The 12289-nt window shown below is 48.6% G+C and carries 14 protein-coding genes and 1 pseudogene; 7 read left to right on the forward strand and 8 right to left on the reverse strand.

Going from position 1 to position 12289, the window contains the following annotated elements:
* The 7 genes from patD to LC084_RS06795 all read right to left on the reverse strand — a co-directional run bounded on the left by patD (window position 1) and on the right by LC084_RS06795 (window position 7455).
* On the reverse strand, window positions 1–1425 hold the full coding sequence (gene patD, locus LC084_RS06765) for an aminobutyraldehyde dehydrogenase (RefSeq protein ID WP_226570431.1): 1425 nt from the start codon (window positions 1423–1425) through the stop codon (window positions 1–3).
* A 36-nt stretch (window positions 1426–1461) separates the two neighbouring features.
* Window positions 1462–2268, reverse strand: coding sequence for an ABC transporter permease (locus tag LC084_RS06770; RefSeq protein WP_226570432.1), 807 nt, complete (start codon window positions 2266–2268; stop codon window positions 1462–1464).
* A complete protein-coding gene (locus tag LC084_RS06775; protein WP_404808356.1) occupies window positions 2258–3199 on the reverse strand; it encodes an ABC transporter permease in 942 nt (313 codons plus the stop codon). Before LC084_RS06775 ends, LC084_RS06770 begins: the two co-directional genes overlap by 11 nt.
* A gap of 2 nt (window positions 3200–3201) precedes the next feature.
* Complete coding sequence (locus tag LC084_RS06780) at window positions 3202–4215, reverse strand: ABC transporter ATP-binding protein (protein WP_226570434.1); 1014 nt, start codon at window positions 4213–4215, stop codon at window positions 3202–3204.
* 13 nt (window positions 4216–4228) lie between these two features.
* A complete protein-coding gene (ydcS, locus tag LC084_RS06785) occupies window positions 4229–5377 on the reverse strand; it encodes a putative ABC transporter substrate-binding protein YdcS (RefSeq protein WP_226570435.1) in 1149 nt (382 codons plus the stop codon).
* 242 nt (window positions 5378–5619) lie between these two features.
* Window positions 5620–7038, reverse strand: a complete 1419-nt coding sequence (locus LC084_RS06790; RefSeq protein WP_226570436.1) for an aminotransferase-like domain-containing protein — start codon at window positions 7036–7038, stop codon at window positions 5620–5622.
* Window positions 7039–7041: 3 nt separating this feature from the next.
* Window positions 7042–7455, reverse strand: a complete 414-nt coding sequence (locus LC084_RS06795; RefSeq protein WP_226570437.1) for an acyl-CoA thioesterase — start codon at window positions 7453–7455, stop codon at window positions 7042–7044.
* A 277-nt stretch (window positions 7456–7732) separates the two neighbouring features.
* Between LC084_RS06795 and LC084_RS06800 the strand changes: the two are divergent.
* Window positions 7733–7876 (forward strand): annotated as a pseudogene (locus LC084_RS06800) (cytochrome ubiquinol oxidase subunit I); the annotation flags it as partial.
* Between the two features lie 20 nt (window positions 7877–7896).
* Window positions 7897–8028: a DUF2474 domain-containing protein gene (locus tag LC084_RS06805; protein WP_226570438.1), complete on the forward strand. Its 132-nt coding sequence runs from the start codon at window positions 7897–7899 to the stop codon at window positions 8026–8028.
* A 51-nt stretch (window positions 8029–8079) separates the two neighbouring features.
* Here LC084_RS06805 and LC084_RS23335 read toward each other — a convergent pair whose 3' ends face one another.
* Window positions 8080–9213 (reverse strand): nickel/cobalt efflux protein RcnA, encoded by a 1134-nt coding sequence (locus tag LC084_RS23335; protein WP_226570439.1) that lies wholly within the window; start codon window positions 9211–9213, stop codon window positions 8080–8082.
* A 123-nt stretch (window positions 9214–9336) separates the two neighbouring features.
* On the opposite strand from LC084_RS23335, the gene rcnR reads away from it, so the two are divergent.
* The 5 genes from rcnR (at window position 9337) to LC084_RS06835 (ending at window position 12222) form a co-directional block, all read left to right on the forward strand.
* Entirely contained in the window at window positions 9337–9609 is a 273-nt protein-coding gene (gene rcnR / locus LC084_RS06815; protein WP_226570440.1) for a Ni(II)/Co(II)-binding transcriptional repressor RcnR, read from the forward strand.
* Between the two features lie 107 nt (window positions 9610–9716).
* On the forward strand, window positions 9717–10271 hold the full coding sequence (locus tag LC084_RS06820; protein WP_226570441.1) for a TetR/AcrR family transcriptional regulator: 555 nt from the start codon (window positions 9717–9719) through the stop codon (window positions 10269–10271).
* A 6-nt stretch (window positions 10272–10277) separates the two neighbouring features.
* Window positions 10278–10607: an SMR family transporter gene (locus LC084_RS06825; protein WP_226570442.1), complete on the forward strand. Its 330-nt coding sequence runs from the start codon at window positions 10278–10280 to the stop codon at window positions 10605–10607.
* Between the two features lie 159 nt (window positions 10608–10766).
* Window positions 10767–10997: a DUF2554 family protein gene (locus tag LC084_RS06830; protein ID WP_226570443.1), complete on the forward strand. Its 231-nt coding sequence runs from the start codon at window positions 10767–10769 to the stop codon at window positions 10995–10997.
* A 217-nt stretch (window positions 10998–11214) separates the two neighbouring features.
* On the forward strand, window positions 11215–12222 hold the full coding sequence (locus tag LC084_RS06835) for a hypothetical protein (RefSeq protein ID WP_226570444.1): 1008 nt from the start codon (window positions 11215–11217) through the stop codon (window positions 12220–12222).
* Window positions 12223–12289 lie beyond the last annotated feature (67 nt).

A 12289-nucleotide genomic window follows, 5' to 3' on the forward strand; every position in this document is an offset into this window, starting at 1 on the left:
TTAATGCTTAAACATGACATGGCGGACTACGGTGTAATCTTCAAGGCCGTACATCGACATATCTTTGCCATACCCTGATGATTTTAACCCGCCGTGAGGCATTTCACTGACCAGCATGAAATGGGTGTTTACCCAGGTACAGCCATAACGCAGACGTGCGCTCAGGCGGTGAGCACGGCCAACATCTTTGGTCCAGACCGATGAAGCCAACCCATAATCAGAATCATTTGCCCAGAGTAATGCCTGTGCTTCGTCTTCAAACTCGGTCACACTGACCACCGGGCCAAACACTTCACGCTGAACAATGTCATCTTCTTGCTTCGCACCAGCAAGCACTGTGGGTTGGAAATAATACCCAGGACCGGGTACCCGGCTGCCGCCTGTTACCACACTAATATGTGGTAATGACTTAGCCTGGTTCACTGCTTTTTCAACACGTTCAAGATGCGCCAGTGAACTTAACGGGCCCAGTTCTGTGGCGGTATCATCAGGGGCGCCTGTCTTCAGTGTGCTGACAGCGTTACCCAGTTTTTCAACCAGTTGGGCATAAATTCCTTTCTGTGCATAAATGCGGCATGCAGCAGTACAATCTTGCCCGGCATTATAAAAACCAAATGCCCGAATCCCATCGACTACTTCATCAAGGTCTGCATCATCAAACACCAGTACCGGCGCTTTCCCACCCAGTTCCATATGTGTACGTTTCACGCTTTGCGCAGTATGGCGAATGATATGCGCCCCGGTGGGGATTGAACCGGTCAGTGACACCATAGCGATATCTTTATGGCCGGTAAGTGCATCACCAACGGTCTGGCCACGGCCAAATAACACACTTAACACCCCTGCGGGGAAGAGATCTTTTGCCAGTTCAGCCAGTTTAAATGTGGTCAGCGGCGTGATTTCTGATGGCTTAATGACCACGCAGTTACCTGCTGCCAAAGCCGGGCCAAGTTTCCATGCTGCCATCATCAAGGGGTAGTTCCATGGCGCAATGGACGCCACCACCCCAACCGGGTCACGGCGAATCATGGATGTATGCCCTTCCAGATACTCACCCGCAGCGGAGCCGCTCAGGCAACGAGCAGCACCGGCAAAAAAACGGAATACATCGGCAACAGCAGGGATTTCATCGTTTAGTACCGCGTGAAAGGGCTTGCCACAGTTTTGTGATTCCAGGTGGGCAAACGTTTCTGCGTTTTGCTCAATGATGTCGGCAAGTGCCAGCAGCTTTTCTGCTCGTTCACGTGGAACAACCTGGCTCCACTGGTCAAATGCAGCACTGGCAGCGCTGACTGCACTGTTAACTTGCTCCACTGTTGCTTCAGGCACCTGAAGCAACACTTCACCGGTAGCAGGGTTGTAGACGGGAAGAGGTTCACCTTGTCCAGAAACCAGTTGTCCATTGATTAAAAGTTGGCTTTGCATGTAATTTTCCTTGTTTGCTTTGGTGTTGCTGTCTCATTATTTTTCACTGCCTGCGGTTGTGTCGGTGTCGCGTGTTAACCACCATGCCCCCAGAATGGGCAACATGGTGGCGACCATCACAACCAGTGCTACAACATTTGTCACAGGGACATCCCGTGGTCTTCCTAGCTGGTTCAGTAACCATAACGGCAGTGTTTGTTCATGTCCTGCCGTGAATGTCGTTACGATTATTTCGTCAAACGAAAGTGCAAATGCCAGCATCCCGCCAGCAAGCATGGCAGAGGCCAGACCGGGTAAAATAATGTAGCGAAAGGTTTGCCAACCATCCGCCCCCAGGTCCATGGATGCTTCAACCAGGTTCCAGGATGTTCGCCGAAAACGTGCCACCACATTGTTGAACACAATGACCACACAGAAAGTGGCATGCCCAACAACCAGTGTGAACATCCCCGGCGTTATCCCCAATTTGTTAAAGGCGGTGAGCAATGCCAGCCCGGTGATAATGCCGGGTAATGCAATGGGTAACATCAATACAAAACTGATGATGTTACGGCCAAAAAATGCCTTTCGCCAAAGAGCTGCTGCAGCTAACGTGCCAAGTATTAAAGCAATAACCGTGGCAAGTGCCGCAACTTTAAGTGACAACGTCACAGCAGCGAGGATGTCCGCCCGTGATGCAGCCACTTGAAACCAGTGTAGCGTGAATCCGGACGGCGGGAAGCTGAAGGCAGCTTCTTCTGTATTAAACGCATAAAGCGCAATGATGATTAACGGGAAGTGAAGAAAGATGATGACCACCCAGGCAGTGGCCGTGAGCCAAAATGGGGCGCGATTAGAGTGCATCGAACGCTCCCAGGCGTTTAACCAACGCCAGCCATAAGCCTATTAGCACACAAGGTACGATGGTAAACGCCGCAGCCATGGGCATATTGCCTATAGCGCCCTGCTGAACATAGACCATATTGCCAATGAAGTACCCCGGTGGGCCCACCAGTTGCGGAATAATAAAATCCCCCAATGTCAGTGAAAATGTAAAAATGGAGCCCGCAGCAATACCGGGAATAGCCAGCGGCAGAACCACATAGCGCAATGTTTGCCCCGGCCTGGCTCCCAGGTCTGCCGAGGCCTGCAATGCTGAAGACGGCACCCGTACCAAGGCTGCATGTACCGGGAGGATCATAAAGGGCAGCCAGATATAAACAAACACGCCAAAACGCCCAAGCCCGGAGGTCGATAACGTTGTTCCTCCCATACCAGGTATACTGAGTACAGCGTTTAACACACCCTCCAGCCCCATATGGGTCAAAAACCACTGCGCCACGCCATCTTTTGCCAGTAATAACGTCCATGCATAGGCTTTAACAATATAGCTGGCCCACATTGGCAGCATAACCGCAATATACAAAAAAGCTTTCATGCGGCCACTGGCATAACGCGCCATATACCAGGCAAGCGGAAAAGCCAGCACTGCGCTTGCCAGTGTGACGAGTAAAGCCATAACCAGTGTTCGGGAAATGATGTCGTAATTTGCCGGGGTGAATAACGCAGCCAGGTTGGCGAGTGTCAGGTCTGGCAATACTGACATCGTGAAGTCGTCAAACGTGTAAAACCCTTGCCACAGCAGTGTGAATAATGAACCCAGATAGATGATGGCGAACCACATCACCGGTGGAGTCAATAATAACGCCAGCCACAATAGCGGCCTGCGCCAAAGAAACGTACTAACATTACGCCTTAAGCTGTAGTGCGGTATCTCTTTTGCGGCTCCCTGCATATTCATCGGCTTTCCTCCGCCAATGGCACCATTGCTGCTTCAGGCCATGACAGAGACACTTGCTGGCCTGGCTGGTAAAGCCCGTAATCACTTCCCAGCGTATTAGTGTGGCTCACCAGCAAACGTTCACCATTGGCTAACTGCACATCCAGCCGTGTTGCCGCACCGAAATATTGAACCTCCTTTACTGTGCCTTGTGCCTGAAATTCCGCCAGGTTATCCAGTTGGATATGCTCAGGGCGAAGTGCAAAACTTCCCGTCTTCCCGGTAATTGTGTTGCAGGATTCTCCCGACAGCACATTGGCTGTCCCCACAAAACGGGCGACAAACTCAGTCGCTGGTTGGTTATACAGAACACGAGGGGAATCAACCTGTTCAATACGGCCATTATTGAATACTGCCACCCGGTCGGACATGGACAGCGCTTCACTTTGGTCATGGGTCACGAAGACGAAAGTGATGCCCAGAGAGCGTTGCAGCGTTTTCAGCTCTAACTGCATTTGTTCACGCAATTTAAGATCAAGCGCGCCAAGTGGCTCATCCAGCAGTAGTACCTTTGGGCGGTTTACCAGAGCACGGGCCAGTGCAACGCGCTGGCGCTGCCCACCAGACAGTTGCCAGGGTTTACGCTGGCGCACAAACCCTAAAGCTACCCGTTCCAGCGCTTCCTGCGCCTGAGCCATGCGCTGTTTTTTGCCAACGCCTTTCACCATCAACCCGTATGCCACGTTATCCAGCACACTCATATGGGGAAATAATGCATAATCCTGAAAGACGGTATTTACATCGCGTTCATAAGGTGGGATTCCTGTGACATCTCGCCCATGAATTAAAATACGCCCTGCACTGCTTTGTTCAAAACCCGCAATCAGACGCAGGCATGTGGTTTTGCCCGAGCCGGATGGCCCGAGCATGGAGAAGAATTCCCCTTCGTTGATTGCGAGAGTGACGCTGTCAACAGCGCGTACTTCGCCAAAACGCCGGGAGACATTTTCAAACTGTACTGCGTAAGACATAAAACCCCCGGCATTAACGCCCACCCATTATCGCGATGTAATCCTGAGTCCAGCGGCTGTAGGGGACATATTTGCCACCCTGTGCAACGGGTGTTTTCCAGAATGCGATTTTAGAAAAGCTGCCGTATCCATTGGTTTCGCACCCTTTGTCGCCCAACAAAGTGCTGGCTTTGCAGCCTGCCGGGACTGCCGGTAATGAACCAAACCAGGCGGCTACATCACCCTGCACTTTTGGCGTCAACGACCAGTTCATCCACTTGTATGCGCAGTTAGGGTGTTTTGCATCCGTATGCATCATTGTGGTGTCTGCCCAGCCAGTAACACCTTCTTTCGGTATGGTGGTGGCAATGGGCTGCCCTTCGCCTTTCAGTACGTTAGCCTGATAAGGCCAGGATCCGGATGCCACTACGCCTTCATTTTTGAAATCACTCATCTGGACCGTGGCATCATGCCAGTAGCGGTGTATCAGGGCGTGCTGGTCACGTAATACTTTCAGTACCGCTTTATACTGTTGTTCGTTAAGTTCATAGGGGTCGGTTATCCCCAACTGGGGTTGGGTCGCTTTAACAAACAATGCGGCATCGGCAATGTATATCGGGCCATCATAAGCCTGCACGCGGCCAGCATTGGTCTTTCCATCAGGTAGTTGCTGTTTAGTAAAAACTACTGACCATGAATCTGGCGGGGTTGGGAAGGTTTTCGTGTTATACATCAGCAGGTTTGGCCCCCACTGATACGGTGTGCCATACACTTTGCCTGCCACCGTAAACCAGGGGGCATCTTTAAGACGTGGGTCAACATTTTTCCAGTTCGGTATCAATGCCGTATTAATCGCCTGAACGCGTTTACCCATGATAAGTCGCAATGAGGCATCACCTGATGCAGTCACCAGGTCATAGCCACCTTTTGCCATCAAACTCACCATTTCATCGGAAGTCGCTGCAGTTTTAACATTTACTGCACACCCCGTTTCTTTCTCAAATTGCGTTACCCAGTCGTAGTTTTTATCACTTTGCCCCCGCTCGATGTACCCAGGCCAGGCAATGATATCGAGCCGCCCTTCACCGGGCCCAACTTCTGTGGGCGCAGCATAAACTACCGGGCTGGCAATGGCAGAAAATAAACAGAGGGATAACAGGCTGCGTGCAAAACGATATGTCATGAGTATGGCTCCTGTCTTATTAAAAATAATCAGGCCCGCCCTGGCGTAAAAATATCTCCCGTAAAAACAGTAGACTGTTCCGTCTCTTTTCCGGTACCTGTAACAGACTATTTCGCCGGGCTGTGATTAAGCGCGCAATTTTGTCTGGCAGGTTTTTAGGAGTTTCAGAAAGAGAGTGAACTTTTAAAGTGTAGACAGGGAGTTAGCGGTTGTTCATGAAAAATGGAGAGTATTGAAATTTCCTATGAAGACATTGCCTGCGCATGACGTAATAACTTGGCAAGTGTACGCACAGCCTGTACTTCCCGCTCCTGCCAGGGGAATGAGGTATTAACACGGAACCCATTAAGCCCTGCGGGGCCGAAGGTAAACATGCTGACAGGAGCCAGGCTAATTTGAGCATTAATTGCCGCAGTATTAAGCGCCCGTGTATCAATACCATCAGGTAATGAGACCCATAAGAAATACCCACCATCGTGTTGTGTGATAACACAACTTTCTGGTAAGTGCTGGCGCAGTATTTGCCAGGCCTTTTGTTTACGCTCTGCCAACACTCGGCGCAAACGACGCAGATGGGTATCGTAGCTTCGGGTGGTGAGGTAATCAGCCAGCGCCATTTGCACTGGAGCACTCCCGGAAAGGGTGCTCATCAGTTGCAGTTGCTGAATACGCCGGGCATAACGACCAGCAGCGACCCACCCTACACGGAATCCAGCAACCAGGCACTTGGAGAATGAAGAACAATGCAGTGTAATTCCAGAGGTATCAAAAGCACGGAAAGGCGCTGGGCGTTGGTTACCCTGATAAAGCTCACCATATACATCATCTTCAATTAATGTCACCTGATGCAGTGCCAGCAAATCAATTATTTGTTGTTTCCGCTCGTCAGGTAATGTGAAACCGAGCGGGTTTTGGTGATTTCCCATCAACCAGCATGCTTTTACTGGCCAGTTGTGCAATGCCTGCTTCAGCGCCGAAAGATCAATACCATGGTGAGGTGAACTGGGAATTGCTATGACTTTAAGTTTGAGGCGCTCAATGGCCTGTAGCGCACCATAAAAGCATGGCGTTTCCACTACAACCCAGTCTCCAGGTTCTGTGACTGCCTGCAGGCTAAGATTTAGTGCTTCAAGCGCCCCAGTAGTAATGACTATTTCGTCCGGTGATATGGTTAACCCATGTTGGGCGTAGCGGCGGGCGATGGCCTGGCGTAACTCGCGATGCCCGGGAGGCAAGTTTTCAGTCATGCTTACAGCACTGGTGTTACGTGCCACGTGAGCAAGAGAACGGTTAAGCTGTGCCAATGGAAACAAGCGAGGATCTGGGAACGCAGAACCAAAAGGAACCACACCCGCACGGCTACTGGCCTGCAATACATCAAAAATGTAGCTGTTGATGTCTACATTCTCCTGGTGAAGCAGCGGTGCAGACATGCCCGGTGTGGTAGTTGGCGCAGGTGGTGAGACGTAATAGCCGGATTGTGGGCGTGCTGAAATTAGCCCCCGGCTTTCCAGCAACTGGTAGGCATGAGTGACAGTCATAAAGCTCATACCACTGTGACCTACCTGCTCACGTATTGATGGTAGCCTGTCACCGGGGTGCCACACGCCTAATTCAATCTGATGAGAGATACGTTCAGCCAGTTGCTGGTATTTTTTCACAGGCTATGGCGCGTCATCGAACAATGGGGTTGATTTGCCGTTATCATCGACTGCAACAAAGTTAAACTCACCATGAATAACTTCTTCCCTGCCATCGGCATACATCTGCTCCAGATAAATAGTCACAGTGACAGTCAGGCTGGTATTACCCACGCGAGTCACTCTGCCAACCAGCTCAACAATCGAACCCGATGGGATAGGATGTTTAAAATTGATCTTTTCCGTAGACACCGTAACCAGACGTTTGCGGCAAAAACGGGTGGCGGCAATAAATGAAACTTCATCCATCCAGGCCAGGGCAGTTCCACCAAACAGTGTTGAATGGTGGTTGATAGTGGTCGGGAACACAACTTTGGCAACACTGGTTTCGGAAAAATTAATCTTTTCTTCTATCCAGGCCGCATCTTTTTGGTTCATTCGCGAGACTTCCTGTTAACAAATTTTACCCACCTCACGAACACGCACAGGCTTTGCTTTGTACACAGTATGCACTTGGCATCAGGCAGGTTTAGTGGAGCGCTATGATAACACTTTTTTAACTAACAGGTGCCACCTCTGCGAGTCATCAATAACAATTTAATTATTTTTGGCATTTTTTTATAACTGTTATAGATAAATAGCCGCTAACTGTGGCTGCTAAACAGAACCACGGCTAAATAAGATAAAGCCACTACTCGGTATCTATGAGGTTCTTATTGTGGCGTTTGATGCCTTTCACCTGGCGAGGATCCAGTTCGCTTTTACTGTTTCGTTCCATATTATTTTCCCGGCTATCACCATTGGGCTTGCCAGCTACCTGGCGGTGCTCGAAGGGCATGTGTTTCGAGGGAAAGTTAATGCCGAGGGAGGGTACCATTAATGAACCGAACGCCGGTATGGCGAAAGCTGAGTTGGCTCTTGATCATTTGGGCCGCCAGTGTTCTGACGCTGGGTGTGGTCAGTTGCTTATTTCGCTTGCTGATGCAACTGGCTGGGTTGCATTCCCATTAAACCTTACTCGCCAGGCTTAATTTGCCTGGCGGTAACCACATTGTTTCTTCGTTACCCGGCTATGCCCATGTAGCCATGTACCCCCATATACACCCCCACCAGGGCAATAAGTACACTGGAAAAGTAAGGTGCCCGACGTGCCAGCGTATTGAAACCCTGCCAGCGTTTTGCAACTTGCTGCACACTGAGTGCAGCACCAACACCGACGGTTACCAATGTCAGCGCAAGGCCAATACTGAAACAGACCACCAGCGTTGCTCCCAGCGCCAGCGCTTTCAACTGAATGCAAATAAGCAGCACTGTAATTGCTGCTGGGCATGGCAACAAACCACCGGTCAGGCCAAACAATAGAATTTGCCAGTTGGTAACTTCTTTGCCATGAAAGCGGTGGCGAATATCGTTGGCATGGGCAAGTTCGTGGGCATCTTGGTATTCTTTTGAATTCACATCCAGGCCTGCAAGCATTGCATGATCATGCCCATGGTCATCTTCGGTAAATGCTAATTCGTACTTATGAGAATGCCCACTATGGCCCAGTGATAATTGCACTGTGAATTCATGGGGTTCCGGCACTGCGGCTGTAGATTCCAGATAACTGCCCTTGTTTACAAAACTAAAGGCATCTACTGCGCCACCTGGCTCACGTACAGTTTCCAGATAAACGTGTTCTGCTGGCCATGTATGCCCACTCAGCATTGATAACCGCCAGTGAGGTGGCTGCCCTTCTTCAAATATAGATAGCTCCACTACCCCATGTCCGGTATCTATCTGTTGAACATCTGCGTGATGGCTATGACTGTGAGAGTGATCATGTTCATGCTCTTGCATAGATTCAAGCCAGTTTTTCTCACCTTGCCATGTGCGCCTGAACATCCACCACGCTGTTCCGAGAATGATGATTGCGGAGATGACTTGCAGCCAGGGTTCTGCGGATTCAGCAGTGAATTTATTGCTGAGATACATGCCGCCAAAGGCAATCAACCACACCACCGCCGTATGCGACAACGTTGCCGCAAGCCCAAGCATAGCGGCCTGGCGCACAGTACCTTTAATGGCAATAATGAACGCTGCCATCATAGTTTTAGAATGACCAGGTTCCAGACCATGAAGAACCCCGAGTAGAATGGCGCTGGGAATAAAAAACCATGCATTACCTTGCTGAAGAAGTACTGTGAACTCATTCATGATAATAATTCTTATTTTGATTATGAAGATTTTAAAATTGTACTCCCCCCCAGTAAAAAATACTACTGCCCAGTATAATTGTTATGTTATATTGTACCAATATCTGCTATTCAGGATCGCTTTATGCCCCATACAATTCGTGACAGAAAGAAACTAAAAGCCCGCACCAGCAAGATTCAGGGGCAAGTTGCTGCGTTGAATAAAATGCTTGATGAACCACATGAGTGTGCGGCTGTATTGCAGCAAATTGCAGCAATACGTGGTGCGGTAAATGGTTTACTGCGCGAGGTTATCAAAGGTCACCTGACCGAGCATATTGTCCATCAGGGTGAAGAGATCAAGCGTGAAGAAGACCTGGAAGTTGTCCTGAAAGTGCTGGACTCCTACATAAAATAACCCTTCCCACCCACTAAAATTTTACTGGTGACAATCTTGCTGCCGGTTTTTAGTTATGGCAAAATCAAAACAATCCGTATAGATTGATTGTTCATTAAAGGAATGCCATGGCCCGTTCCCGCAATAAAGATCCTCAGGCGCTGCGCCAGTCTCTGTTGGATTTCGCAACCCACTTAATTGTAACGCAAGGCTTGCATGGCCTGACTATGGACAAGGTCGTGAAAGGCACTGGTATCAGTAAAGGGGGTCTTCAATACCACTTCCCTACTCGCCAGGCACTGGTAGATGCTGTGTTTGACACAACAATGCAGCAATTTCTTACTGAAGTGGAAACAGAAATGGCCGCAGATAAAGGCCCAGGTTTACGTGCAACCAGAGCTTATATCCGGGCATGTGTAAGAGAAATGAGTGAGCAGGAAGTCGCGCTTAATCAAGGAATTATGGCCGCATTATTTGCCGACCCTGTATTACGGGAACGCTGGGCAGACTTCATTAACACCCAAATTCCTGTAGATGATAAAGACATCGATAATGGGACAACTGCCCTATTCTGCCGTATGGCGGCCGATGGCCTGTGCTATGCCAGTTTATGTAATTTGCACCCAATGACCCCCCCCCAACGTGAAGCCCTTGTTCAACGCCTGTTAGCGCTGACGGAGTAATTACCCATGACCTGGTTTTATCTGAGCATTGCAATTCTGTGTGAAGTTATTGCTACTTCCTCCCTGAAATTATCCGACGGTTTTACTCGTCTGTGGCCTTCCCTGATTACTGTTCTGGGATATGGTGTGGCGTTCTATTTGCTTGCAGTATCCATGCGAACCTTGCCTACTGGGATTATTTATGCGATCTGGTCGGGTACCGGTGTTGTGCTGATAGGCCTTGTGGGTTGGTTATTCATGGGCCAAAAACTTGATTTACCCGCCATGCTGGGAATGGGGCTAATTATTGCCGGTGTGCTGGTTATTAACTTATTTTCTGGTACGGTTTCTCATTAATGCTAAGTGCTGTGCTCTGGCCTTTATTGCTACCAGAGTCGCCATCAGCTTATTCTGCATTTGCTTTTCTTACACTCCCTTTGCAAGGCTTTGCAAAACTCCTGACAGATTGATTTTTTCTCTGCAATAGTGAGCGGGTCAGCCGGAGGGAGTGTAGCAATGCGTCATGCAGCCGTTTGTTTAATCTTAATCTGTTGTTCACTGGCGACCAACCAGGTCACCGCCTGGACGCTAACACCTGAGCATGCCGGGTTGCGCAGCCTGGATTACCAGTTGTTGCATGAAGCAGACACCGATGAGCTTCGCGCAGTAGCAGAAGAAGCAGCTCATGATTCCCGTGAACAACTTCATGAAGTGACTCACCGTAAACCAATACGTTACCAGTTCTGACCACAGACACCCATCACCGGAGATACATCGTTATCTCTTCTATTATCCAGGTTTACCACTTTGTCATCTTCTGCCTGTTAACGATTAAACAGTTAGTCTAATCGTTAATTACTGCTTTAAGGTTCGGTTTTATGTTTTTGTTTATTCCTGTGATGGTCTGAATCGCTATGATATTCTTCGGTGGCTACTAAAATCTATTTTTATAAACGGAGTTATAATGAAGAAAGGATTAACTTCATTCGCGGCCCTTTTATTGTTAGCCGGATGTAAGGAGCCAGATATTATTGGCGAATGGGCCGGGGACCATAACACATTCAATGCCGGTGCGATTATTTCTTTATTTTCCGATACAGAACTAAAATTCGCCAGTGAAAAAATAACCGTTTCAGATTTGAAAAAATCAGGCGGCACATATATTTTTTATGTGAAATTAGGTGAAGCAAAGCATACCCGTGAATGGGTGGACGAAGCACTGGTCAAAGCAGAGCGGCGGCGAACACCGCATAAAACCCATGTCAACCTCACCATCACTGATTTACCAGAAGAAACCAAAGTTTTTGATACGGTTGATTTGCAAAGCCTCTCCAGGGCAGGCTTACTGGAAACAGGGGAACATACCGCTTCTATTAACTGGGAAAATGCACGTATTTTTGTTTATACCAGGGCACTAGAGGGTAAATACACTAATCCTTATACATTCCGATCCAGTACCTGGTGTGCCTTGAAAGTCCCCTTTACCGGGTCTCTCCCCAAAGTGGCAGGTTATCTTCGGATACCTAAAGTTACTCGTGATGATATAGCGCAAGATCCTGCCCACTATGGGATGACTGATTTACAAATTGACGAGATGGTTAAAAATAAAAATGAGATTATTGATGTTTTTAATGATGCCTTCTCTGCCATTACTGTTAACTACCCACACACAATAACTTTCAGTGACTCTTTTATGGACTTATTTGTGTCCAAAGGAGGAAATCAGCCTATGGGAAAATTCTCTTACGCCATAAGCGAAAAAGAACTTATTCTTTATTATGGAAAAATGGATGGGGAATATATCAATAACGTACTTGGGAGGAGTTTCGATTATAGTGGAACCAAGCACCACACATGCGAGAAAATTATCACAGAGAAAACCCCTGAGATTATGAATGCAAAATACCATGCACTCAGATATAACAGATTAGCACTGCTTGCAATTAACCCTGACGGGGAGTTTGAAGACTGATTTCTTAACTCTGTCACGATGATTCTCTGTAGACCTGTTGCCCCGGTACAGGGGGCAACAGAGCCCA

The sequence above is a fragment of the Mangrovibacter yixingensis genome (genome assembly GCF_020523985.1).
Lineage (GTDB): Bacteria > Pseudomonadota > Gammaproteobacteria > Enterobacterales > Enterobacteriaceae > Mangrovibacter > Mangrovibacter yixingensis.